21 protein-coding genes are annotated in these 22,997 nt (G+C 66.4%); 13 read left to right on the forward strand and 8 right to left on the reverse strand.

Features of this window, described 5'->3' with window-relative positions:
• Positions 1-39: 39 nt before the first annotated feature.
• Positions 40-333 carry a hypothetical protein gene (locus MF6396_RS21860; protein WP_043860925.1) on the reverse strand — a complete coding sequence of 98 codons (294 nt, stop codon included), beginning with the start codon at positions 331-333 and terminating at the stop codon, positions 40-42.
• Positions 334-437: 104 nt separating this feature from the next.
• On the opposite strand from MF6396_RS21860, the gene pbpC reads away from it, so the two are divergent.
• The 3 genes from pbpC to MF6396_RS21875 all read left to right on the forward strand — a co-directional run bounded on the left by pbpC (position 438) and on the right by MF6396_RS21875 (position 6,418).
• Positions 438-2,780, forward strand: a complete 2,343-nt coding sequence (gene pbpC, locus MF6396_RS21865) for a peptidoglycan glycosyltransferase PbpC (RefSeq protein WP_043860926.1) — start codon at positions 438-440, stop codon at positions 2,778-2,780.
• A 286-nt stretch (positions 2,781-3,066) separates the two neighbouring features.
• On the forward strand, positions 3,067-4,635 hold the full coding sequence (locus MF6396_RS21870) for a collagen-like triple helix repeat-containing protein (RefSeq protein WP_321141388.1): 1,569 nt from the start codon (positions 3,067-3,069) through the stop codon (positions 4,633-4,635).
• 109 nt (positions 4,636-4,744) lie between these two features.
• Entirely contained in the window at positions 4,745-6,418 is a 1,674-nt protein-coding gene (locus tag MF6396_RS21875) for a ShlB/FhaC/HecB family hemolysin secretion/activation protein (protein ID WP_043860928.1), read from the forward strand.
• 92 nt (positions 6,419-6,510) lie between these two features.
• Here MF6396_RS21875 and MF6396_RS21880 read toward each other — a convergent pair whose 3' ends face one another.
• Together MF6396_RS21880 and MF6396_RS21885 are read right to left on the reverse strand one after the other, a co-directional pair.
• The gene (locus MF6396_RS21880; RefSeq protein ID WP_043860929.1) at positions 6,511-6,918 is read right to left on the reverse strand and encodes a response regulator; all 408 of its coding nucleotides are present in this window, start codon (positions 6,916-6,918) and stop codon (positions 6,511-6,513) included.
• Between the two features lie 15 nt (positions 6,919-6,933).
• Entirely contained in the window at positions 6,934-7,119 is a 186-nt protein-coding gene (locus MF6396_RS21885) for a Flp family type IVb pilin (protein ID WP_043860930.1), read from the reverse strand.
• 324 nt (positions 7,120-7,443) lie between these two features.
• Here MF6396_RS21885 and cpaB point away from each other — a divergent pair, with 324 nt between their 5' ends.
• From cpaB to MF6396_RS21925, 8 genes are read left to right on the forward strand one after another with little or no spacing between them, the layout of a single operon-like run.
• A complete protein-coding gene (gene cpaB / locus MF6396_RS21890; RefSeq protein ID WP_078481556.1) occupies positions 7,444-8,385 on the forward strand; it encodes a Flp pilus assembly protein CpaB in 942 nt (313 codons plus the stop codon).
• A gap of 21 nt (positions 8,386-8,406) precedes the next feature.
• The gene (locus tag MF6396_RS21895; protein WP_054916708.1) at positions 8,407-9,702 is read left to right on the forward strand and encodes a type II and III secretion system protein family protein; all 1,296 of its coding nucleotides are present in this window, start codon (positions 8,407-8,409) and stop codon (positions 9,700-9,702) included.
• The gene (locus MF6396_RS21900) at positions 9,699-10,889 is read left to right on the forward strand and encodes a pilus assembly protein (RefSeq protein ID WP_043860933.1); all 1,191 of its coding nucleotides are present in this window, start codon (positions 9,699-9,701) and stop codon (positions 10,887-10,889) included. Before MF6396_RS21895 ends, MF6396_RS21900 begins: the two co-directional genes overlap by 4 nt.
• Positions 10,890-12,164, forward strand: a complete 1,275-nt coding sequence (locus MF6396_RS21905; RefSeq protein WP_043860934.1) for a CpaF family protein — start codon at positions 10,890-10,892, stop codon at positions 12,162-12,164. It abuts the gene before it with no gap.
• A 35-nt stretch (positions 12,165-12,199) separates the two neighbouring features.
• Positions 12,200-13,048, forward strand: coding sequence for a type II secretion system F family protein (locus MF6396_RS21910; RefSeq protein ID WP_078481574.1), 849 nt, complete (start codon positions 12,200-12,202; stop codon positions 13,046-13,048).
• Position 13,049: 1 nt separating this feature from the next.
• Positions 13,050-13,934 (forward strand): type II secretion system F family protein, encoded by an 885-nt coding sequence (locus tag MF6396_RS21915; RefSeq protein ID WP_078481558.1) that lies wholly within the window; start codon positions 13,050-13,052, stop codon positions 13,932-13,934.
• A 14-nt stretch (positions 13,935-13,948) separates the two neighbouring features.
• A complete protein-coding gene (locus tag MF6396_RS21920) occupies positions 13,949-14,632 on the forward strand; it encodes a tetratricopeptide repeat protein (protein ID WP_043860936.1) in 684 nt (227 codons plus the stop codon).
• A complete protein-coding gene (locus tag MF6396_RS21925; RefSeq protein ID WP_078481559.1) occupies positions 14,629-14,886 on the forward strand; it encodes a DUF3613 domain-containing protein in 258 nt (85 codons plus the stop codon). Before MF6396_RS21920 ends, MF6396_RS21925 begins: the two co-directional genes overlap by 4 nt.
• Positions 14,887-14,926: 40 nt before the next feature.
• Here the strand turns inward: MF6396_RS21925 and MF6396_RS29235 are convergent, their stop codons facing one another.
• The 4 genes from MF6396_RS29235 to MF6396_RS21945 all read right to left on the reverse strand — a co-directional run bounded on the left by MF6396_RS29235 (position 14,927) and on the right by MF6396_RS21945 (position 17,771).
• Entirely contained in the window at positions 14,927-15,055 is a 129-nt protein-coding gene (locus MF6396_RS29235) for a hypothetical protein (protein WP_256582768.1), read from the reverse strand.
• 38 nt (positions 15,056-15,093) lie between these two features.
• On the reverse strand, positions 15,094-16,260 hold the full coding sequence (locus MF6396_RS21935; RefSeq protein ID WP_058540787.1) for a hypothetical protein: 1,167 nt from the start codon (positions 16,258-16,260) through the stop codon (positions 15,094-15,096).
• A 126-nt stretch (positions 16,261-16,386) separates the two neighbouring features.
• Entirely contained in the window at positions 16,387-17,166 is a 780-nt protein-coding gene (locus MF6396_RS21940; protein ID WP_043860938.1) for a response regulator transcription factor, read from the reverse strand.
• Positions 17,167-17,300: 134 nt separating this feature from the next.
• Positions 17,301-17,771, reverse strand: coding sequence for an A24 family peptidase (locus MF6396_RS21945; RefSeq protein ID WP_043860939.1), 471 nt, complete (start codon positions 17,769-17,771; stop codon positions 17,301-17,303).
• A gap of 75 nt (positions 17,772-17,846) precedes the next feature.
• Here MF6396_RS21945 and MF6396_RS21950 point away from each other — a divergent pair, with 75 nt between their 5' ends.
• Both MF6396_RS21950 and MF6396_RS21955 read left to right on the forward strand, forming a co-directional pair.
• A complete protein-coding gene (locus tag MF6396_RS21950; RefSeq protein ID WP_043860940.1) occupies positions 17,847-18,290 on the forward strand; it encodes a TadE/TadG family type IV pilus assembly protein in 444 nt (147 codons plus the stop codon).
• Positions 18,287-20,962, forward strand: a complete 2,676-nt coding sequence (locus tag MF6396_RS21955; RefSeq protein ID WP_078481561.1) for a PAS domain-containing sensor histidine kinase — start codon at positions 18,287-18,289, stop codon at positions 20,960-20,962. The genes MF6396_RS21950 and MF6396_RS21955 overlap by 4 nt, the downstream gene beginning before the upstream one ends.
• On the opposite strand, the gene MF6396_RS21960 is transcribed toward MF6396_RS21955, so the two are convergent.
• Positions 20,947-22,896 carry a pilus assembly protein TadG-related protein gene (locus MF6396_RS21960; RefSeq protein ID WP_238596462.1) on the reverse strand — a complete coding sequence of 650 codons (1,950 nt, stop codon included), beginning with the start codon at positions 22,894-22,896 and terminating at the stop codon, positions 20,947-20,949. The two genes, MF6396_RS21955 and MF6396_RS21960, sit on opposite strands and share 16 nt — an antisense overlap.
• Between the last annotated feature and the right edge of the window lie 101 nt (positions 22,897-22,997).

Genomic DNA, 22,997 nt, shown 5'->3' on the forward strand with positions numbered 1-22,997 from the left:
TGCAGACGCCTGTAGGAGCCGGCCTTGCCGGCGAAGCTTCTAGCGCACCACCCAGCTCAACACCCACAACCCCAGCATCAGCCAGATGATCCCCATGATGATCGAGGCGCGCATGAACGCGCGCACCGCCGAGTACAGCAACAGCAGGCCGATCACCAGCATCAGGATGCTGACCAGCGAGGTGTCCATGCCCAGTGTGCGTGCCAGGCCGTCGATGAAGTTGCCGCCGGCATTGGCCAGCAGATTGAACAACCCGCTCAGGGCATCCACCACGAAGCGGATCACCGCGCCGAGCGCTTGCCCCAGCCATTCGAAAAAACCTTCTACATGCATAATCGCTTCCTGATCGACGCTACGGCGCAGTCGCCGTGCCCAGAGCTTTGGCCATCATCCTGCCGGCTCGGTTCCTCACCCACGCAAAAAGGTGTCCGCGCCTGATGTTCAGCTTAGCCCGACCCCGCTCGCGCATCGCCCGGCTGCTGTGCGCCGCCTTTGCCTGCGTGCTGTTGCTGTGGCTGGCTGATCGCCTGTGGCCATTGCCGATGCCGGCCGACGATCTGGCGCGGGTGGTGCTGGCCGAAGACGGCACGCCGCTGTGGCGCTTTGCCGATGCCGAGGGCGTGTGGCGCTACCCGGTCACCCTCGATCAGGTGTCGCCTTACTACCTCGAAGCCTTGCTCACCTACGAGGACCGCTGGTTCTACCGGCACCCCGGGGTCAACCCGCTGGCCCTGGGCCGTGCCGCCTGGCAGAACCTCACGGGCGGGCGCGTGCTGTCGGGCGGCAGCACGCTGTCGATGCAGGTGGCGCGCCTGCTCGACCCGCACTCGCGCACGCTGCCGGGCAAGTTGCGCCAGGTGTGGCGCACCGCCCAGCTGGAATGGCACCTGTCCAAACGCCAGATCCTGGAGCTGTACCTCAACCGCGCACCGTTCGGCGGCACCCTGCAGGGTGTGGCGGCGGCCAGCTGGGCGTACCTGGGCAAGTCGCCCTTGCAACTGACCCCGGCCGAGGCCGCGCTGCTGGCGGTGCTGCCCCAGGCGCCCAGCCGTCTGCGCCCCGACCGCCACCCGGAGCGCGCGCGCCTGGCCCGGGACAAGGTGCTGCAACGCCTGGGCGAGTACCAGGTGTGGCCGCAGCAGCGCATCGCCGAAGCGCAGGAAGAACCGCTGCTGCTGGCACCACGCCAGGAGCCGGCGTTGGCTCCGCTGCTGGCTCGCCGGCTGAACCGTGCCGACAGCCCGCCGCTGATCCACACCACCCTCGACGCTGCGCTGCAACGGCGCCTGGAAGACCTGCTGCTGGGCTGGCGCGCACGCCTGCCCGAGCGCACTTCGGCGGCGATCCTGGTGGTGGAGTCGCAGACCATGGCAGTGCGCGCCTACCTGGGGTCGGTGGACCTTGGCGATGAGCGCCGTTTCGGCCACGTCGACATGATCACTGCCCTGCGTTCGCCGGGCTCGACCCTCAAGCCGTTTCTGTACGGCATGGCCATGGATGACGGCCTGATCCATTCGGAGTCGTTGCTGCAGGATGTGCCACGCCGCTATGGCGACTATCGCCCCGGCAATTTCTCGATGGGTTTCAGTGGCCCGGTGGCGGCCAGCTCGGCATTGGCGTTGTCGCTCAACCTGCCGGCGGTGCAGTTGCTCGAAGCCTACGGGCCCAAGCGCTTTGCCGCGCAGATGCGCATGGGCGGCATGCCGCTGAGCCTGCCGACGGCGGCCGAGCCGAACCTGTCGCTGATCCTGGGCGGCGCCGGCAGCCGCCTCGAAGACCTGGTCAGTGGCTACAGTGCGTTCGCCCGCGACGGCATGAGCGCGCCGCTGCGCCTGCAACCGGATGCGCCGCTGGTCGAGCGCCGGCTGCTGTCGCCGGGCTCGGCGTGGATCATCCGGCGCATCCTCAGTGGCCAGGCGCGTCCCGACCGCGACCCGCACGCCGAACTGGTGCAGCGCCCGCAGCTGGCCTGGAAGACCGGCACCAGCTACGGCTTTCGCGATGCCTGGTCGATCGGCGTGGGGCCGCGCTACCTGATCGGCATCTGGATCGGCCGCCCCGACGGCACCCCGGTGCCGGGGCAGTTCGGCCTGGCCTCGGCCGCGCCGCTGATGCTGCAGGTGCATGACGTGCTGAGCAACCGCGACAGCCAGCGCGGCATTGCCGCCCCGGTGCCGGCAGTGCCGGGCAACGTCGGGGTGGCCGCGATCTGCTGGCCGCTGGGCCAGCCGATGGCACGCACCGACCCCAACTGCCGGCGCCAGCGCTTTGCCTGGACCCTGGACAACACCACGCCGCCGACCCTGCTCGCGCAGGACCAGCCCCTGGGTGTGGGGCTGCTGGAGAAGGTATGGGTGAATGCCCGGGGCCTGCGGGTGGATGCAGCCTGTGCGGGGGCCGCGCCGCGCGACATCGCGCTGTGGCCGGCACCACTGGACCCGTGGTTGCCGCGCCTGGAGCGGCGCGAGGCGCGTTTGCCGGCCATCGACCCGAGCTGCCCGCCGCAGGTACCGGCCAGTGCCGCGCCGTTGTCGGTGGTGGGGATACGCCCGGGCGACCAGTTGCGTCGTCCCGCCACCAGCCGCGATGCCCTGCACCTGAGCGTTTCGGCGCTGGGTGGCGAAGGCCAGCGCTGGTGGTTCCTCAACGGCGCACCCCTGGGCGAGACCACAGCCCAGGCGGCGCTGGCCGTGAACCTGGAGGAGGTGGGGCGCTACGAGCTCAGCGTGCTGGATGCCAGCGGGCAGACCGCGCGGGTCGAGTTCCAGGTCAACGACTGACCGTGCACCCGTAAGATGGATATAACGCGAAAGGGGAAGGGCTGCCAAAGCACCTTCCCCTTGCTTTCAAGTGCCTGAAGCAAAAGGGCTTTTGCTGGTGCTGCGACTGTATATATCGGGTTAATACCAAGCTCAGAATTGTTCCCCTTGCGCCTGCGCGCTCAGATAGCTGCAACGGACGTGGAGTGGCCGGAAACCCGGTGCTTCACACCTATAAAAGCAGCGGCAGCAGTAGCAGGGAGTCGCCATGAAAACTCAAGCGTGGATCAAAGCAAGTACGGCAGTGATGTTGATCTTGACCGTGAGCCTGGCCGGTTGCAGCAGCGGCGGTGGCGGTCACAAGAGTCACGTAAGCAGTTCCACACCCGATTCGGGTACCGATGGCGGCAGTGGTGGTGGCGGTACCGGCGGCGGTACTGACGGTGGTGGCGGTACGGACGGCGGTGGTGGTACTGGCGGTGGCGGTACGGACGGCGGTGGTGGTGGTACTGGCGGTGGCGGTACGGACGGCGGTGGTGGCACCGGCGGTGGCGGTACGGATGGCGGCGGTGGCAACAACGGCGGTGGCGGTAACAATGGCGGCGGTGGCAACAATGGTGGTGGCAACAACGGTGGTGGCGGCAACAACGGTGGTGGCACGACCTCGACCACGGTCGTCGGCCAGGTGGTGGCCCAGGTTGGCAGCGGCGTGTCGGGCGTGGGCACGGGCGTGTCCGGCGTGGGCAACGCCGTCAGCGGCGTACCGGTAGTGGGCAGCACCGGTGCCGGCGACCTGGTGACGGCCACCGGCAACGCCGTCACCAGCATCGGCGATGGCCTGGGCAAGGGCCTGGGTACGCTTGGCACTGGCAGCAATGCCCTGGGCGAGACGGTCAAGGGCGTGGGCAACGGGGTGTCGGATATCGGCGGCGGGGTCAAGTCGGTGGCCAGCAGCCAGTTGATCGAACAGATACCCGTGGTCAACGGTGTGGTGGACAAGGTCGGCGACGTGGTGGTGATGCTTGGCGATACCCTCAGCACCCAGAGCACCACCGGCAAGCTGGGCAACCTGAACCAGCAATTGAGCAACCAGGTGGTCAAGGTGGTGTCGCTGGTGGAAGGCGCCACCGGCAAGGTGGGTGATGCCACCGGGGTGGGTGCACCGGTCAGCGGCCTGTTGAACAAGGTTGGCAGCGCAGTCGACGGGGTGGGCGACAAGGTCGCCAGTGCCGGCAACGGCAACCCGCTGACCACCGCCGTCGGCGGGCTGGTAAGCCATGTCGGCACGGCGGTCGGCACCAGCGGTGGCCTGGTCAACACCGGCACCGGCAGCGGTGGCAGCGCCCCCGGTGCGGGGCTGCTGGAAACCGCCGGTGGCGCCGTGGCGGGCCTGGGCAGCGGGCTCGGCGCCGGCAGCAGCAACGGCCTGCTCGACGCCGCAGGCAGCACGGTCAACAAGGTGGGCCAGACCGTGGCCTCGCTGGGGCCGGTACTGGGCGGCAATGGCGTGGCCAGCGTGCCGGCCGGGGTGCCCACCGCTGCGTTGGGCAACAGCGTGGGCGCCGGCCTCACCCCGGTGGTGAGCGGTGTGACCAGCGTTACCCAGCAGGTGGGCGCGGCAACCGGCATCGGTGCGCCGGTCAACGGCCTGGTCACCCAGGTGGGCAGCGCAGTCAGCGGGGTGGGCAATCAGATTGCCGCAGCCGGCAACAACCCGGTCACCACCCAGCTGGGGGCGACGGTCAATGCCGTGGGCGGCACCGTGGGCCAGGTCGGTACCCTGGTCAACGGCAACGGGCAAGGGGGCGGCGGCGTGGGCGGTCTGCTCAATGGCCTGACCACCGGCCTGAAAGGCGGCCTCGGGGGTAACAAGTAACTAAATGGCCATCATCGATTAGACGATTTTGCGGGCAACACCTACGCTTGAGGCTGACGAGGGAACCGTCTTTGGTTCCCTCGTATTTTTCAGGATCATGGAGTGTCCTATGCGATCGATGTTCGTCGCGTTATTGGGTCTGTCCTGGGTGGCTTCGCTGCATGCCGAGCCCCTGCCGAGCTTCCTCAACAGCAACGAGACCGAGCGCAAGCTGCCAGCGCCCAACCTGCCCGCCGATGCCTTTCGCCCCGTCACTCCCCAACTGAACCTGCCCGCACCGGATGCCGGCCAGCAGCCACAGCCGCTGCTGATGGGCACGCGGGTGCGCGTGCAGCGGGTGCGCATCGAAGGCGGCACCATCTACCCGCTCAGCGAACTGCGCGACAACTACCAGGGCCTGCTCGACCGCGAGGTGACCCTGGGCGAGCTGATCGAGGCCACCCGCCGCCTCACCCAGCGCTACCAGCAGGATGGCTACCTGTTGTCGTATGCCTACCTGCCGCCGCAGGACTTCGCCGAAGGCCGTCTGCGCGTGGTGCTGGTGGAAGGCTACATACGTGATTACGAACTGCAGGGCGATGTGGGGCCGGTGTCGGCCTACCTCGACAAGCTGGTGGGCAAGCTCAAGGCCGAGCGCCCGCTCACCCGCAAGACCTTCGAACGCTACACCGCGCTGATGAGCCGGGTGCCGGGCCTGACCTTGCAGGCCCAGGTGCCGCCGCCGGGCACCACCGACGGCGCCACGCGGCTGATCGCGCAGGCCTCGCGCAAGCCGTTCACCAGTACCTTGAGCCTCACCGACGGCAGCCGCGACGACACCCAGGCGCTGCTCGGCCTGAACAGCAACGCCCAGACCGCGGTGGCCGAGCAGTTGAGCTTCAGCGCGCTGTTCCCGCCGGGGCAGGATGACGAACGCTACTACCGTCTCGACTACTCGCAGTACGTGGACGCCGAAGGCACCCAGCTCAATCTTTCGGCCTCGACCTACCGCAGCAACCCGGCGGCGCGGGTGCGCCTGGAGAACGGCATAGACCTCAAGCAGCACCGCGAGAACGACCGTTACTCCATCGGCCTGAGCCAGGCGCTGATCGCCTCGAGCAACGAATGGCTGAACGTGGCAGCGCGCTTCTATGCGGTGAACGACAGCACCGACTACCGGGTGGTCGGCCTGCCATTGAAGGTCAGTACCCGCACCGATGTGCGCGCCTTTGCCTTCGAGGCAGACTGGAGCAAGTCGGACGCGCAGCAGCTGCGCATACTCAGTGCCGGTGTGTACCAGGGCCTCGATCACTTCGGTGCCAAGACCGACAGCGACTACGACCTGGACTTTTTGCGCCTGCGCCTGTCGGGGGTGCAGAGCGACCGGTTCTTGCAGAACTGGCAGGGGGTGGCATCGGCGGCGCTGTACTGGACCGACGACAGCCTGCCCGACAGCGAGCGCGCGGTGTTCGGCGGGCAGAACTTCGGCCGCGGCTACCCCAGCGATCAGGCTTCCGGCGACAAGGGCTGGGGTGCGGCATACGAGGTCAACTACAGTTTCAAGCGCGATGGCAGCTGGCTCAAGGTACTGCAGCCGTACGTGGTGGTGGACGCCGCGCGTACATGGTTCAACGAGCTGGCGGTGCGTGATTCACGATTGTCGTCGGCGGCGCTGGGGCTGCGCTTTGGCGATGCGCGCTACTACAACATCTCGCTGGAGGCGGCCAAGCCGATGTCGGATATCGCGCTGGACAGCTTCAATCGGCGGCCACGGTACACGTTGAGTTTCAGTTACCAGCTGTGACGACCGATCGCGGGTCAAGCCCGCTCCCACAAGGTACGCGCACTACCGGTGGGAGCGGGCTTGACCCGCGAGGGCCGCGTGGCGGCCAGGCGTTACTGAACCAGTTGCAGGCGGGGCTTGGGGAACAGGTTGTCCAGGGTTTCCAGCAGGCGCAGGTGGTAGATCGGCTTGCGGAACAGGTCGAGTACCTGCAGGCGCAGCAGATCGCTGACCGCATCCATGTCGGCATGCCCCGAGGTGACGATCACCGGCAGGTGCTGACGCGCCGTGTGCTCGCGCAGGCGCCTGATCAGCGAGATGCCGCTCTCTTCCGGCATGTTCAGGTCGGTGATCACCAGGGCAATGTCGGGATGTCGCGTCAACTGCTGCAGGGCGAGCTTGACCGAGGTTGCCGTGTGACAACAGAAGCCCTCGCCCTCCAGCAGCTCGGCCAGCTCCAGCAGTGCGTCTTCTTCGTCATCCACCAGCAGCAGCTGTTGACGTGAGTGGGAAGCCGGCATGTTCAGTTCCTGTCATCAGGCTGAGGGCAGGGCGGCGACGATGTCGTCGAAGACCTTTTTCACCCCGCCCCCCACATCGGTCGAGACCCCGATGATCACCACGGCCACCATGGCGGCCACGATGGCATATTCGATACCGGACGCGCCGTCCTTGCGATGGAAGAACAGCTTGCAGTGCTTGAGGATGCGGGAAAGGACCATGGTACTTCTCCTTGCGCCACAGGCGCGGGTAATGGGGCCCGGAAACGGTGATTCCCCTTTGCCATCACAGCATCGTCAAGCGGTTCGAAACCGGCAAATGTAAGAAGGCATTAATACCAAAGTAAGGGTGTCAACGCTGGCGCCAATAAGCTGTTGTTTTCAGGGGGTGTCGGGTTTCGGACCGAAAAAAAACTGACGGGTAATGGCGTTTTGTCCTAGCTGCGCTACCGTCAAATAGCGAAATAGTTACTTGCAACTTCATGTTTGCGGGCCAGTTCGCACACCGCGCGGCCGAAGGGATGTTCAGGCAGAGGGAGCGCCGACATGAGCAGTCGCATCACCATGATCCTTGCCGTGCTGTTCCTGATCGGTGCCGTGCTGGCAGGTTACTGGGGGCTGGTGCTCAGCCGTGCATCCGAGGCGCCGGAGCCGCCGCAAGCGGCGGCGCCAGGGCCGGCCGACACGGCTCAGCCGGTGGACCAGGCCATGGAGGCTGGCACCGACGCATTGCGCAAGCCCGTGCTGGTGCTGCGCCGCGACGTACCCGCCTACACCGTGCTGACAGCCGAGGATCTGAGTGTCGAGCGCCTGCTGGTGGCCCCGGCCGGCAGCTTCCAGCGCCCCGAGCAGGTGCTGGGCCGCACCAGCTGGCGGGCCCTGCCTGCAGGTACCTGGCTGGAGGAGAGCAGTTTCGAGGCCGGTGGGCCGCTGGCGCGCATGATCCACCCCGGCGAGCGCGCCCTGGCGGTGGCGGTGGACGAAGTGGTCGGCGCCGCCGGACAACTACGCCCCGGCGACTACGTGGATGTGCTGCTGTACCTGCGCGAAGACAACCTCAACCCGCAGGCCTCGGCCCAGGTGGCCGTGCCGGCCTTGCGCCTGCTCAGCGTGGGCGAGCAACTGGGGCTGGCCAACGATGGCCGCCCGCCGGAGGCCGACACCGATGCCAAGGCGGCCCAGGAACAGCGTCGCGCCATGGCGCGCACCGTGGTGCTGGCGGTACCTGAAGCCCTGGCCAGCCGCCTGTTGCTGGCCGCCCAGGCAGGCAGCCTGCGCCTGGCGGTACGCAGCGCCGAAGAGAAACGCCTGGCCAGCTACTGGGCCGACCCGCAGGCCGCTGCACCGCAACTGGACAACGCCAACCGCGACCTCTTTCGCTTCAGTCAACTGGCCATGACCCCGGCCGCAACCCCGGTTGCAGGCCAGGCGCCCAGGCACCAGATGCAGATCATTCGAGGCCCCCAGGCTTCAACGCCCACCCCCTGATCGAAGCAAGGATGCCCGTTGATGAGCAGTCGTTCCGAGCTGATGTTCAAGCGTTCCATCCTGACCCTGTTGTTGCTGGGGGGGCCGGCTGCCCATGCCCTGGCGGCGCCGTCGGGTTGTGCCGGGCTGAGCCCGGTGCCGGCCAGCATCGAGCTGGACCAGGGCCTGCAGCAGGAGATCCGCCTGCCGGTGCCGATCACCCGGGCGGCGGTTGGCGACCCCAACATCGCCGATGTGCAGGCCAGTGGCGAGCGCGGCGTGGTGGTCAGCGCCGTGGGCCCCGGTGCCACCAGCCTGATGCTGTGGACCGCATGCGCCAGCGTGCCGCGCCAGAGCATGCTGTTCATCAAGGGCCGGGCCACTGCCGAGATGGCCGACAGCGCCTTGCCGCCCAGCCTCGACCCCTTGCTGCCGAGCCAGGTGCAGGCCGATATCCGCTTTGTCGAGGTCAGCCGCACCAAGCTCAAGGAGGCCGGTACGCGGCTGTTCTTCAAGGGCTCCAACAACTCGCTGTTCGGTTCGCCGGGCAGCGTGCCCAACACCACGGTGTCGCCGGGCTACGTGCCGGGTGCGGTGACCAGCCCCGACGGTGGCGGCGTTGGCGGGCTGGTCAAGGTGCGCCCGAGCATCCCGCTGAACAACGATGTGTTCAATATCGTGTGGGGCGGCGGCAGCAGCCGATTCCTGGCGGCCATCGATGCGCTGGAGAGCAGCGGCTTCGCCTACACCCTGGCGCGCCCCAGCCTGGTGGTACTCAGCGGCCTGACCGCGAGCTTTCTGGCCGGCGGCGAAATCCCCATTCCGGTGCCCAGCACCGGCAGCGACACGGTGACCATCGAGTACAAGGAGTTCGGCATTCGCCTGGCGTTGTCACCCACGGTGGTCAGCCGCGACCGCATCACCCTCAAGGTGGCGCCGGAGGTCAGCGAGCTGGACTACAACAACGCAGTGCGCATCGCCGGCGTCACCGTGCCGGGCCTAACGGTGCGGCGCACCGACACCAGCGTATCGCTGGCCGATGGCGAGAGCTTCATCATCAGCGGCCTGATCAGCAGCAGTGCGCGCTCGGCGGTGGACAAGTTTCCGGGCCTGGGCGACGTGCCGATCCTGGGCGCGTTCTTTCGCCAGTCGTCGATCAGCCGTGAGGAGACCGAGCTGCTGATGATCGTGACCCCGCGCCTGGTGCAGCCGCTGGCGGCCAATGCCAAGTTGCCCGAGTTGCCCGGCGAGCGCCTGCGCACCTATGACCCGAGCTGGGGGCGTCTGTTCTTTCTCGAGAACGGCAACTTCGAACAGCGCAGTGGATTGAGCCAATGAGCCAGAGCCTGAGCCAGACCTTCCTTGCGATCACCCGTGACGACGGTGACCTGCAGTGGCTGAAAACCGCCCTGGCGCCGCTGGGCCAGGTGGTGGGGGCCGGCAGCGGCAGCCTCGACGAACTGCTCGCACTGGTGGATGTGACCTTCGCCAACCTGGTGTTCGTGGGCCTGGACCGCGAGCAGGTGGTGAGCCAGTGCGCGCTGATCGAAGGGGTGCTGGAGGCCAAGCCGATGCTGGCGATCGTTGCCCTGGGCGATGGCATGGACAACCAGCTGGTGCTCAATGCGATGCGCGCCGGTGCGCGGGACTTCGTCGCCTACGGGTCGCGCTCAAGCGAAGTGGCCGGGTTGGTGCGCCGCCTGAGCAAGCGCCTGCCACCGGTGACCAGCAACCCGCACCTGGGCGGCCTGACGGTGCTGTACGGCACCCAGTGCGCCAGCGATGGCGCCCTGCTCACCAGTCACCTGGCGCGGGTGGTGCAGGGCAGTGGTCAGCAGACCCTGTTGCTGGACCTGGGCCTGCCCCGTGGCGACAGCCTGGCGCTGCTGGGGCTAGAGGCCTCGTTTCACTTCGGTGATGCGCTGCGCCACCTGCGCCGCCTGGATGCCACCCTGATCGACAGCGCGTTCGCCCGCGAACCCTCGGGCCTGCGCCTGCTGGCCTATACCGACAGCGACGAGGCACTGGAGCGCACCAGCGCGGCCGAGCTGTACATGCTGCTCAGCGCGCTGCGCCAGCACTTCCAGCACATCGTGGTGAACCTGGCCGGGCAGCCCGACAGCGAGCCCTTGCGCACCTTCGTCAGCCATTGCGACAAGCTGATCTGGTACACCGACCAGAACGTGCTGGACTGCCGGCGCAACCTGGAGGTGCTGACCCTGTGGCGCGAGAAGGGCATGAAACTGGAACACGCGAGCCTGCTGGTGGACCGCTACCTGCGCAGCGTGGCGCCCGACTCCGACGCGCTGGGCAAGCGCTATGGCCTGCCGGTGCTGGTGGTGCTGCCCTACAGCCCCGAGGTGCGCCTGAACGCCAAGAACCAGGGGCTGTCGCTGTTCGAGGTGGCCCCGCGCGAGGCCTTGACCCAGGCGCTCAAGGCCTTGGGCGAGCGGCTGGCACGACGTTCGGAAAGCCTGCAACCGAAGGCGGGCAACTGGATGAAGCGCCTGTGGGGGCACAAGTAGATGAGCGGCGACGAGCTGTTCGGCGGCCCGCGGCAAAACCCGGGCAGCGACCCGCAGGGGCTCAAGCGGGCCTTGCACCGGCACATCATCGATGCCATCGAGGACACCGGCCTCAACCTGCTGGAGGGCGCCCGCCCGGCGCTGGCGCAGTTCGTGGTGGAGCAGGTGGGCGACTACATCGCGCGTCAGCACCTGGCCGTGTCGCGCTACGAGATGGAGCGCCTGGCCGAGGAGATCGTCGACGAGCTCACCGGCTTCGGCCCGCTTGAGGTACTGCTGCGCGATGCGGGCGTCACCGAGATCCTGGTCAACGGCCCGCACCGGGTGTTCATCGAGCGCGCGGGCGTGCTGCAGCAGACCGACCTGCGCTTTATCGACGCGCATCACGTGGAGCGTGTGATGCAGCGCATCCTCGCGCCGTTGGGGCGGCGCCTGGACGAGTCGTCGCCGATGGTCGATGCGCGCATGCCCGACGGCAGCCGGGTGAATGCGATCATCCCGCCGGTGGCGCTGGACGGGCCGTGCCTGTCGATCCGCAAGTTTCGCAAGGACATGCTCAAGAGCGCCGACCTGCTGGCCACCCGCGCCATCGACCAGGCGATCCTCGACTTTTTGCAACGAGCCGTGGGCAAGCGCTGCAACATCCTGGTCAGCGGCGGCACCGGCACCGGCAAGACCACTTTGCTGAACATTCTCAGCCAGTTGATCAGCCCCCGTGAACGCCTGGTGACCATCGAGGACGTGGCCGAGCTGCAGCTGGATCACCCGCACGTGGTACGCCTGGAAACCCGCCCGCCCAATGCCGAGGGGCATGGCGAAATCAAGGCCAGCGAGCTTATTCGCAACGCCCTGCGCATGCGTCCGGACCGCATCATCCTGGGCGAGATCCGCGGGGTCGAGGTGCTCGATGTACTGACCGCGATGAACACCGGCCACGACGGTTCGATGAGCACGGTGCACGCCAACAACGCGCAGGACGCGCTGCTGCGCCTGGAGACCCTGGTGGGCCTGACCGGTCGCCAGGTGGCCGAGAAGACCTTGCGCCAGATGATCTGCGCCGCGCTCGACGTGGTGATCCAGCTGGCCCGCCTGCCCGATGGCCGTCGCTGCGTGAGCGAGGTGCTGGAGGTGGTGGGGGTGCGCGACGACGTGTATGTCACCAACACGCTGTTTCGCCTCGACCGGCGCGGCGGCGACACCTTCCTGCGCGAGGCGGTCAACCCGGCCAGCGACAAGCTGCGTCGTGACCTCAACGATGCGGAGCCCGGGCCGTGAGCGGCGCGGTGTGGTTGTGGCTGGGGGGCGTGGTCATGCTCGGCATCTCGATGCGCCTGTTCTATACCAGCCTGCACCGCTCGGGCAACGAACGCATTCTGCAGCGCCTGGGCCAGCACCAGCAGGCCGCCGACAACAGCGGGCCACGTGGCCCCGACTGGCTCGAGCTGATGCTGCTGCGTGCAGGTTTCGACCGCCGCAATGATCGGCTGATGGCGTGGGTGGCAGGCTGGCTGCTGCTGGCCGTGTGCGCCGGGCTGTACGGCGGCTGGCCTGGCCTGCTGCTGGTGCTGCTGGCGGGGCCGTTGCTGTTGCGCCTGTTCCTGGCCTGGCGCTACCAGCACCGGGTACGCCGCCTTATCGAACAGTTGCCGGTGCTGCTCGACCATTGCGTGCGCAGCCTGAAGGCCGGGCGCACGCTGAGCGATGCGGTGCTGGGGGCCATCGATGCCTCGCGCGAGCCGTTGCTGGGGGCCATGCAGCGGGTCAAGCGCAACGTGCAGTTGGGGGTGAGCCTGGACGATGCGATGTCGGATCTGGCCGAACTGTACGCGCGTGAAGAGCTGCGCCTGTTCGCCCTGGGCCTGCGCATCAACCACCGCTATGGCGGCAATGCCAGCGAGTTGCTGGAGAACCTGATCAAGGTGATTCGCGAGCGCGAGCAGGGCGCGCGGCAGCTGCGCGCGATGACCGGTGAAACCCGCATCACCGCCGTGGTGCTGGCGGTGCTGCCGGTCAGCGTGGCCGGCTACTTCATTTTCAGCAACCCCAATTACCTGCTGACCATGTGGCATGACAGTGTCGGGCAGCGCCTGCTGTTCAGTGCCTTCGTGCTGCAGGCGCTGGGGTGTCTGGCGCTGTGGCGCATGTTGCGGAGTATCTGAGATGGCCTTGTTGCTCAGTGCGGTGTTGTTGTTTGGCGCGTTCGCCCTGCTGCTGGGTCAGTGGCTGCGTCAGCGGCGCAGCCAGCGCCTGGTGGAGCAACGCCTGCAGGGGCGTGCGCCGGACGAGCCGGCACTGCGCGGCTGGTTGCAGCGCATGGGCGACAGCCGGCTGGGGCAGCGTTCGCTGAACCTGGACGGCGAGACCCGCCAGTTGCTCGACCGGGTGGGTTGGCGGCGTTCGCGCCAGCGCTCGCTGTTCGCGGCCTGCCAGGTGGGCTTGCCGCTATGCCTGATGGGGGCGGCGGTGCTGGTGCAGGAGGTGTTCTTTCGCGAGAGCCGTTCGCCCTGGTTGTTCCCGCTGATGGGGCTGGGGTTGGGCTACCTGCTGCCCAAGCGGTTGCTGGCGCTGCTGGCGGCACGCCGTCAGCGCCAGGTGGCGCAGGAGGTGTCGACCTTCATACCGCTGCTGCGCATCATGTTCGAGTCGGGCCTGGCGGTGGAGCAGAGCCTGCGCCTGCTGAGCCTGGAGGGGCAGCGCCTGCTGCCCGTGTTGAGCGAGGAGTTGCGGCTGTTGCTGGCGCGGGTCGATTCGGGGTTGGCGCTGGCGCCGGAGCTGGAGAAGAGCGCGCAGTTGCTGGGGGTGGAGGCGTTCAGCGACACCTGCATCATCCTGCGCCAGTTGCTGACCCAGGGGGGCGGGGCGATGAAGTCGCTGCTGGCACTCAAGCAACTGCTCGATGACCGGCGCCTGACCACCTTGCAGGAACGGATTTCGAAGATGTCGGGAAAGATGTCGGCAGTGATGATGCTGTTTCTGTTCCCGGCGTTGCTGATCGTACTCGCCGGCCCGGGCTTCACCGCCCTGGCCAGGGCATTCGGGGCTTGAGAGGAGTGGACGCAATGAAGGCATGCATCGCGGCGCTGGGGTTGTTGTTGCTCGGTGGTTGCGCCACGGATGGCTCGGCGCCGTGGCTGGCCATGCCGGGCTCGACGGCCAGTTGTGCCAAGCCCGATTCGAGCCAGGAGCTGTCGCTGAACATGGCCGACGAGATGCTTGCCGACGGGCGCCCGCATGCCAGCCTTGCGCACCTAGAGGCGCTGCCGGCCGATCTGGCCCAGGTGCGGGTGCGCAAGGCCAAGGTGCTGCGCCTGCTTGGACGCAGCGAGGCCGAGCCGCTGTACCGCAGCCTGCTCGGCGGGTGCCTGGCGGCCGAGGGTGAGCATGGGCTGGGGCAGATGGCGGCGGCCCGTGGCGACAACGCGCAGGCGCTGCAGCATCTGCAACGGGCCATGCAACTGGCCCCCACCGACGAGAAGATCCGCAACGACCTGGGGGTGGTGTACCTGAACCAGGGCAAGCTGGAGCAGGCGCGCTTCGAGTTTCTGACCGCAATCGAACTCAAGGACAGCGACCGTCTGGCGGCGGTCAACCTGGTGACCTTGCTGCTGTACCAGGACAAGTGGCAGCAGGCGGCCGACCTGGTGAGCCGGCTGGGCCTGAGTGCGGCGCAATTCAACGAAGCGCAGGCGCGCGCCCAACAACTCAAACCTGGCAGTGTGGCTGCCGTGCAGAGGTCGTCATGAACAGTCGGATGCTGGTGATGCTGGTAGTGCTGCCGGGCCTGGCCCAGGCGATCGAGCCCGGGCCTTCGTCTAGGGCACAGTCGGCCACCGAGGCGTGGTTGCAGGTGCAGGCCAGCGGCGCGCAGGCCTCCAAGACCCCGCAGAGCGCCACCCCCAAGGAGCGCGACCAGAGCATGCAACGCTGGCTGGATACCTACAAATACGTGATCCCGGATTTCTTCCGGTGGGAGAAGACCAGCAATAGCGACAAGTGAGTCATGCCCAAGAAAAAGCCCAGCGTCGGCTGGGCTTCATTCACGATTTGGGCTTGGCGGAGAAGTTTCTGAGCACCATGCTCTTGAGGGCTTCCCGGGTTTGCTCGGAGGAGCGCTTGCTGGGGCTCTCTTCCTTGTATCTGGTTTTTAGTACTTTTAGGGAGGTCATCTACGGCTCCTGAAAGTAATGGAAATATACGCTGAGTGTCATGTTTCAGGTTCTATTTGCGCTAGGGATACTAGCATTTTCCCGAAATGATAGCAAATCGGCTCCAGAAGTTGAGCAAAGTTCATCGCGCTGTCTTCATCGCGGAAAATCCCCTTTTTGTTGCGGTATATATTCATTACGGCGATGGTTTCATAGACAGGTAGTTGTTCCGCATCCGCCTCGCGTCGAACCTGAATGGGAATGGAGAGTATCGACTGGGCTTCTTCTATATCGTTGTAATACTCCAGTACATCATGTTTGAAGCGATTGCAGAACTCGCGGTTCTTGTATGCAAGATTGTCCAGAAACAGAGATATTTCGCTTTGGGTATGGTGCAGGTATTGCGCCATACCGAAACTGGCGCACATGGGGGCACCGGGGATGATGGGTTGCGTTGTGACACCGGCATAACCCTGTTCGACATAAGGGAAGCAAATCGGCTCTTTTATGAAGTCGTCCCGCTCGCCGAACTCGACTTTGGTAGACACTGTGAAAGTCGTATCTTCAAGCACCAGGATGCCACTGCACTTTGCAAGTTTGCCAAGTGTTGAGTTGTTGTACAGAAATAGCTTGCTGGAATCGATGATGCGGGCAATGTTGTCCATGCTGCCGTCGGCAAGCGTTACCGTATCGAGAAAACCCGACGGCACCAGGGTCATGATGTTGGCTCGATAGACCGACGACTTGCCTTCATTGCCATCCCAGTCCTTGGCCAGCGACAACACACCGTGCAGGCACTCGCGCATCAGCTTGTGGACCACGTCGGGTTTGGGCGCCTCGCTGTTGAGCTCCGCTTTGATTTCCAGACGCCGGGCGCCGAGGATACGCATGTAGGCAGAGTAGTTTCCGAGAAACGACTTTGACGGAGTGCTTTTTATGTAACTGTGCAGTTGGCTGCGCGCCGAGTTGTTTTCCCGGTTGACGGCTATTTCCCGTAGCAACAGGAACAGGCCGAGGTAGAGCAACAGCCTGAATGCCGTGGACGCTTCATTCAGCGGCGCCCCCTCGCAGGTGGGTAACAGCCCAAGGCACAGGTTGTTGAACTGTCCTGTTATTGCCGAGCTGTAAAGGGAGATGTAAGCACCCACCAGAACGGTAGCGAAAATGGCGATAGAGCCGAAGAACGCACCGCTGGGGGCAAACAGCCCTTTGAGAAATGAAGTCATGCTTGAGCAGGCCACACATCGACGAGAAGTGGCCCGGATTCTTGCATAGCCCAAGGGGGCTGGCATATCCAATTTGTTTCAGGTTTCACCGCTGCCTTCGAAGGCTCGAAGGCAGCGGTGACCTGTTCAATGCGCCGTTATGCGCTGACGCAGCGCCGAGGGGTTGGGCGCCAGCGCCAGGGCCAGCTGGGTGCGGTTGTGCATGTGGGTCAGGCGCAGCACCTGCGACACATACAGCTTCACCGTGTTCTCGGTAATGCCCAGCTCGCAGGCGATCTGATAGTTGGTCTGGCCCTTGCCCACCAGCCGCGCGACGTCCAGCTGGCGCGGTGACAGCTGGTCGAAGATCGCCGGCATGCTCTCGGCTGCCGTTGCATCCTCGCCACCCAGGCCCGTGCCCACCACCTGCTCGCGGGCCTTGCCCAGGTCCTGGTAGAGGTCGTCGATGGATTCGGCCAGGTACTGCAGCTTCTGGTTGAGGTGGCCCAGGTGCTGGAAGTTCTTCTGCCGCTCCAGCAACGCGGTCTCCTGGCGCTTGAGCCCTTCGAGCAATTCGGGGAGGTCCACCGGCTTCTGGTAGTAGTCGGCGAACCCCTCGCGCAGCGCCTTGATCACATCCTGCTTCTCGGCCCGCCCGGTGAGCATGATCGCCTCGAAGATCCGCTGCTTGCCGGCAATGGCCTTGAGCGCCTTGACCAGCTCGATGCCGTCACGCTCGGGCATGTGCAGGTCGCACAGCACCAGGCCGATTGCCGGGTCTTCGGTAAACCGCTCGATGGCCTGCTGGCTGCTGTGGCACGGTACGCACCGGTACCCGCTGCCCTCGATGAATTCACACAGCTCTTCGACGATCAACGGCTGGTCGTCGACGATCAACACCTTGAATGGACTCACTGGCTTGTTCACACGCAACTCCCTGCTGACGTGCCCTTCCTGGTACGGCCATGAAGCTTGTGGTATCGAGGGGCAGTGACTAGAAAAATAGACGCAGTTGGCGGCTATGTACAACGTATGTACAGCAGGTTAGACGGGTTGTTCGATCAATGGATCCATACCGCAGCCAATAAAAAGCCGGCCAGCACGAAGGGGGCGAAGGGCTGTTTTTTTGACGCTTCTTCGATCACCTGCCTGAAGCGTTGCTTAACCTTCTGACTCAGAAGGGACCACAGCCAGCGGCGGCTGAGCAACCAGATCACCACCGCCACCCCGGCACCGATGAAGGTGCCCAGCAGGTACATCCGATCAGTGGCAAGCGCCAGCGCACCCAGCAGTTTCACATCGGCGGCGCCCAGGCGCCCGAGCATGTAGCCGGGCAGGGTCAGCAGCATCACGATCAGCAGCGCCCAGCCGCCTTCGCTGGCATCGGCGCCGATCCAGGTGTGTCCGGTGATGAAGAGATAGGCCAGGGCGCAGGCTGCGGCGCCAAGGGTCAAGGTGTTGTTGATCTGCCTTTCTCGGGCATCCTGTTCGGCACACAATGCGAGCCACAGCAGCAGGACGATGCTTTGCATAGGCGAAATGCCATCCCTTGGTCGTGATTGATTCTATGCTTGATTGCGGGTGTCATTGTCAGGGTAGACGCGATCATGAAAGCAGGCCTTGCAAGACGGCAAAAAGGTGCGGCGGCGATCGAATTCGCCGCCGTGTTCGTGGTGTTCTTCGCGGTGTTCTACGGGGTGGTCAGCTACGCCCTACCACTGCTGATGCTGCAGTCGTTCCACCAGGCCAGCAGCGAGGCGGTGCGTCGCTGCATGGCGCTGGACCCGACCAGCGCCACCTACCGCACCGATGTGCCGGCACTGGCCCGCGAGGTACTGGCCCAGCAGCTGGCGTGGATGCCGGGAACGCTGAAGTTCCAGCCCGGCACCGACGCGGTCGTGACCCTGAGCAACACCAACCTGCTGACCGTGCGCATCAACTACGCCAAGGCCCGGCTCACGACGGTGCTGCCGGTGCTCGACCTGCCGGTGGTGGGCGAGGTGCCACGCCTGCCGGCAACCCTTGGCGCCACCGCGAGCCTTCAGCTTTGAGCGGTGGCCACGGCCTGTTCGAGCGCTGGCGCGGGCGCCCGGCCGCCGCGGTGGCCGCACCGCAGGCCCCGGTACCGGCGGCGGTGGGCCTGCAGCTGTGGCTCGATGACAAGGGCCGCGTGCTGCGCCTGGGCGGCCCGCTGCGCAGTGCCCTGGCGCTGCCCGCGCAGGCTGCTGCGCGGGTGCAGGATTACGTGCAGGCGCACAGCCTGCTGGTGCTCGAAGGCGAGCCCGCCGACTGGCAGGCACAACCGCTGGACCTGGACTTCAGAACCGCCAATGGCAGCACCCTGCACACCCGCGGCTGGTTGCTGGCCCAGGGCGAGGACTGGCTGTTGCAGTTATTCGATGTGGGCGATCTGCTGCAGCAGCGTCAGCAGGGCCAGGATGCCCGGCGCCAGCAGCAACTGGCCCGCCAGGTCGGCGCAGCACTGCGCGATTGCAGCCTGGAGCGCCTGCCCCAGGTGGCCGCCGAGCAGTTGCAGCGCCTGGCCTGGCACTGGCGCATGGGCTGGGCGGCGCTGCTGCTGCGCACCCCTGGCGGCTGGCACACCTTCGCGCGGGACGCATCGAGCGTGCCCTGGGCCGACGATGCACGCCTGAGCGCGGTACTCGACCACCTGCCGTCGGGGCGCGTGCTGTGCAGCGCCGAGTTTCCGGCCTTGCAGGTGCTCTGCCCGACTCACCCGCTGTATGTGGTGGGCCATGCGCAGCAGCATCAGGCCCAGGCCTGGCTGCTGTGCGCGGACGAGGGCGGGCAGGCCCGGCCCGAGGCGGCCCCCCTGCTGCTCGATGCCATGGCCGAGCCGCTGCTGGCGCGCCTGGCCGGCGACCGGCTGCAGGCCAGCCAGCAGCGCCTGAACAATGTACAGGGGTTGCTCGGTGCGGGCTGGTGGGAGTGGTCGCTGCACGAGCCCTACCTGCACCTGGCACCGGGGCTGGCGGCCAGTTTCGGCGTGAGTGCGCAACTGGCGCTGCCGGCCTGGTGGGCGCTGCTGCACCCGGCCGACCGGGAGGCGGCGCAACTGGCGTTCGAGGCGCTGCAGCGCGAGGGCTGCAGCCTGCAACTGTGCGTGCGCCTGCAGGCCGCGTCGCTGCGCTGGTACCGCATCTGTGGCGATGTGCACGGGCTGGGGCAGCAGCGACGTCTGCAGGGTTTCATGCTCGACATCAGCGATATCAAGGCCCAGGAGCAGCAGGCCAGGGCCGCGCACGCACGGCTGGACAACCTGATCGCCAGCTCGCCGGCAGTGATCTATATCCAGCGCTATGACGCCGGTGCGCTGCAGGCCGAATTCTTCAGTGCCAGCCTGCAGCCGCTGCTTGGCTGGACGCCCGCTGCCGACCTGCAACCGGCGCACTGGGTACACCCCGACGACCAGGCGCTGTGGCTGCAACGTACCCGCGACCTGCTGCGCGAGGGCCAGGTGCGCAGCCGCTACCGCCTGCGCGATGCGCAGTGCATCTACCACTGGGTGCTGGATGAAGCGCGCCTGCTGCGTGACGACCTGGGCCTGCCGGTGGAAGCCGTGGGTATCTGGCTCGACGTGACCGAGGCGACCCTGGCCGCCGAGCGGGTGCGCGAGAGCGAGGAACGTTACCGGGTGCTGGTGGAGGACTCGCCGGCGATGATCTGCCGCTACCGGCCCGACCTGACTGTGTTGTTCGGCAACCGCCCGCTGGCCGACTACCTGGAGTGCCTACCTGACCAGTTGCCCGGGAGCGACCTGGGGCAGTGGATGTCGCCGGCCCAGCGCGAGGCGTTCGTGCAGCGCCTGGCCGGCCTGACCCCGCAGCAGCCGGTGAGCAGTGCCGAAATCTGCCTGGAGCTGCCGGGGCGCGAACATGCCTGGTGGGTGTGGTCCGACCGCGGCCTGTTCGATGAGCAGGGCCGTCTGCTGGAGGTACAGGCGGTGGGGCGCGACAACACGGCGCTGCGGCGCAGCCAGCAGCAGCTGTTGCAGAGCGCGAAGATGGCCACCCTGGGCGAAATGGCCACCGGCCTCGCCCACGAGATCAATCAGCCGTTGAACGTGATGCGCATGGCGGTGGTCAACGCGCTCAAGCGCCTGGAGAACGGCGACGTGCAGGTGGAATACCTGCAGGACAAGCTCAGGCGCATCGATGCGCAGGTGCTGCGGGCCTCGAAGGTGGTGGACCACATGCGCGTGTTCGGGCGGCGTTCGGAGGTCGAACAGCAACTGTTCGAGCCCTGGCAAGCGGTTGAGGGTGCCGTGTCGTTGCTGGCCGACGGCCTGGCTGGCAAGGGCGTGGCGCTGAACCTGGGCCCGGCGCTGAGCGGCTGCCATGTGCGCGGCCATGCCGATCAGCTGGAGCAGGTGCTGATCAACCTGGTGGTGAATGCCCGCGACGCCTTGCTGGGCCGTCGTGAGGCCGACCCGCAGTTGCGCCCCTGGATCGCGGTGGAGGCCGAGCCGGTGGCGGGTGGGGTGCGCCTGCAGGTGCGCGACAATGCCGGCGGCATCGACCCGCGGCTGCTGGAGCGGATTTTTGAGCCGTTCTTCACCACCAAGCCCAGCGGCGTGGGGACCGGGCTGGGCCTGTCGGTGAGTGGCGGAATCATCGAGGGCATGGGCGGGTTGCTCAGCGCACACAATGGCGCCGAGGGCGCGTGTTTCGTGATCGAGCTGCCGGTTCAGAGCATCAGCTGAGCGCGGTTGCCGTCACAGGTGAGGTTGGCACCGACCTCGACGTTCACCAGGTCCAGCCCCAGTGCCTTGAGCAGTGTGTTGACCAGCGGGTCGACCAACTTGCCGAGCAGGTTCCTGATCACTGGCTGCAGCAGCGCCTTGACGTCATCGAGCAGGTTGCCGGCCACCACCAGCACGTTGCCGAGCAGGTTGCCGTTGAGCGGGCGGTACACCTGCAGCTCGATGCCATTGATGGTGTTGTTCAGGCTCTGCACGATATCGCTGGCCGAGGTGGCCATGTAGGCCGGTGGCAGGTCGATGTCCGGTGGTGCGCTGGCGTTGCGAAACAGCAGGTCGGTGGCAGGCCCGGTGGAGTTGCTGCCCAGCAGCGGCGCATCGACCTTGAGCCCTACGCCACCGCCAGCGAAGGCGGTGCGCGCGCCGCAGGTGGACGGCAGTATCAGGAAGCGCGTGCAGTATTTGCTGCCGATGTCGATCAGCGGCAGCGGCGAGATGGCGGTGTTGCCCGTGCTGAAAAAGGCTTGGGGATCGCTGAACATGCCCACCGAAACGTTGAGCGCCGAACTGCGGGTGCTGGCGGTCAGGGTCTTGTCCGGCTTGCAGCTGTAGCGGGTGACCTGGCTGCTGGCGCTGGCGACTTCCAGGCCGATGTCCAGGTGTACCACCCCAGGCAGCAAACGGACGTCGCTGACCTTGCACGGGATCGCCAGCAGGCAGAACACCGACTCCAGCGTGGCCACCAGATTGAGGCTGAGCAGGTTGCTGACCACGTTGGTCAGCGGTTCGGCCAGGTCGAGCACGGCGTTGAGCAGGCCGGTGATGCTGTTGAGCAGCGGCAGCTCCAGGCTGACCAGCGCACGGACCTGAGCGGTGTGCACCTTGATGGTGTCGTACTGCGGGTTGCCCACGGCGGAGATCTGTTCGGGTTCTATGACCTTGAGGCGCAGGTTGGCCTTGACCAGCGGCGGGATGTTGAGCGGCACCTCGGCGGTGGCCGCAGTGTTCTTGTTGGCCAGCATCACCGAGGCCTTGAGCAGTTGCAGCAGTTGCATCTGGGCATCCAGGCCGGACTGGACCGCGCCGTTCTGGATGTCGAGGATATCGCCCAGCTTGACCAGCGGGTTGTTGCCGGCACCGAGTACCAGCTTGCCGAGGTCAGTCACCACCTGGGCCGCCGCGCCGCCGCGCCGGGCGAGGTCGACGGCGACATCGAGCAGGTCGGTCAGGTGCAGCTGTTTGCCCAGCAGTTCATCGTAATTGCCCACCTGCACCCCGGCCTTGATGGCCAGGGCATCGAGAAAGCTCAGCAGGTCGACGTTGACGTCGGCGATGCCCTGCCAGCCCAGTACGTCGAGGTTGACGTTGCCGCCAAGGGCCTTGAACAGGGCGTTGAGCACATCGGACTTGCGTGTGTCGATGGTCAGCAGGGTGCTCTTGAGACGCAGCATCGCCTGCGGTGGCTTGGGCAGCGAGGCCACCGCACTGGCGTGCAGGGTGGTGGTGGCCGGCACGGCGACGCCGCTCAGCAGGGCCTGTACACCGGCGGCAATGCTGGTGGCCACGGTGCTGCTGGCACTGACCCGGATCGCTTCGCTCTTGCTCGGGTTGACGGTATAGGTGCGCCGGCTGCCGGCACCGGTCTGCAAGGTGCCGCAGGTGGTGGCCAGGGTATGCTTGGCGCCGGGCGCGAAGCCGTTGCGTGCGGCGCTGGCCTGGGCCACGGTCGCCGCCTGCGGGCCGCTGCCGGTGCACACCGCACTTTGCCCAGCCGCTTCGAGGGCGGCCATGTCGACCACCCGCTGCAGCGAACGCTGTTCCAGATAGAGCCGCCCGCTATCGATCACCAACAGGGCGAACACCAGCGCCAGGGCCAGTGTCAGGGCGGCCATCAGGCCGATCGCGCCACGCTGCCGGGTTGGGAATCGGGTAGCCACGAGCACTCCTTTGCCGGCACCAGGCCGTGCGCGAACGCATGCGTCAAAGAAGTGTAGTCAAGATAATGGCCAGTCGCCTTGAGGTGGCGACCGGCCATCGC

The organism is Pseudomonas sp. MF6396 (genome assembly GCF_002018915.1).
Taxonomy (GTDB): Bacteria; Pseudomonadota; Gammaproteobacteria; order Pseudomonadales; family Pseudomonadaceae; genus Aquipseudomonas; species Aquipseudomonas palmensis.